This is a genomic window from Rhodopseudomonas sp. BR0G17 (genome assembly GCF_010907025.1).
In the GTDB taxonomy this organism is placed as follows: Bacteria; Pseudomonadota; Alphaproteobacteria; order Rhizobiales; family Xanthobacteraceae; genus Rhodopseudomonas; species Rhodopseudomonas palustris_H.
In genome coordinates this window covers 1-506 of the sequence record NZ_QUML01000119.1, presented here as the reverse complement: position 1 = coordinate 506, position 506 = coordinate 1, and the positions used below count along the sequence as shown (strand labels likewise).

The window sequence follows — 506 nt, the reverse complement described above, 5'->3', positions numbered from 1 at the left end:
GGATGGATGAAGCGCGGTGCCGCCCTGTTGATCGCCCTCGGCCTGCTGTGCGTACCGGGCGCCGTCCACCGCGCTCGCGCGCAGGATGCGTCCTTCGGGTGCAAGGTCTTGCTATGTGCGGCCGCCAGCGCGCCAGGGTGGTCGGGCATTCCCTATTGCGTGCCGGTGATGCAGACGTTGTTTCGTCAATTGGCGAAGGGCGGCGGGTGGCCGTCCTGCCCCGAAGGCAATGCCAGTGGTCTGGGCTATGAGCCCTATCAGGCATGTCCGGCAGGGTTGACGCCTGTCCAATCAGGGGCGGACGGCAGCGAGGGAGTGTCCGCGTCGCCCAACGGCAGTCTCTGCGCCGACCTTTCGAAGCCGCAACAGGTCTGTTCCGGCGGCGATGGCGGCTGCACAACCACCTACCCGACCACGCCGAGAGATCCGCGCAGCGATCCGTATTTCGTTGACATCAGTACGGCAAACGGCGCTCAGCGCTTCTACTTCTCCCTGCAGGGCTATTG

General features: G+C 65.6%; 1 protein-coding gene. It reads left to right on the top strand.

What is annotated here, in order from left to right:
- Positions 1-506, top strand: a 506-nt coding sequence (locus DY467_RS25480; protein WP_246701648.1) for a hypothetical protein, incomplete at both ends; no start/stop codon positions are given.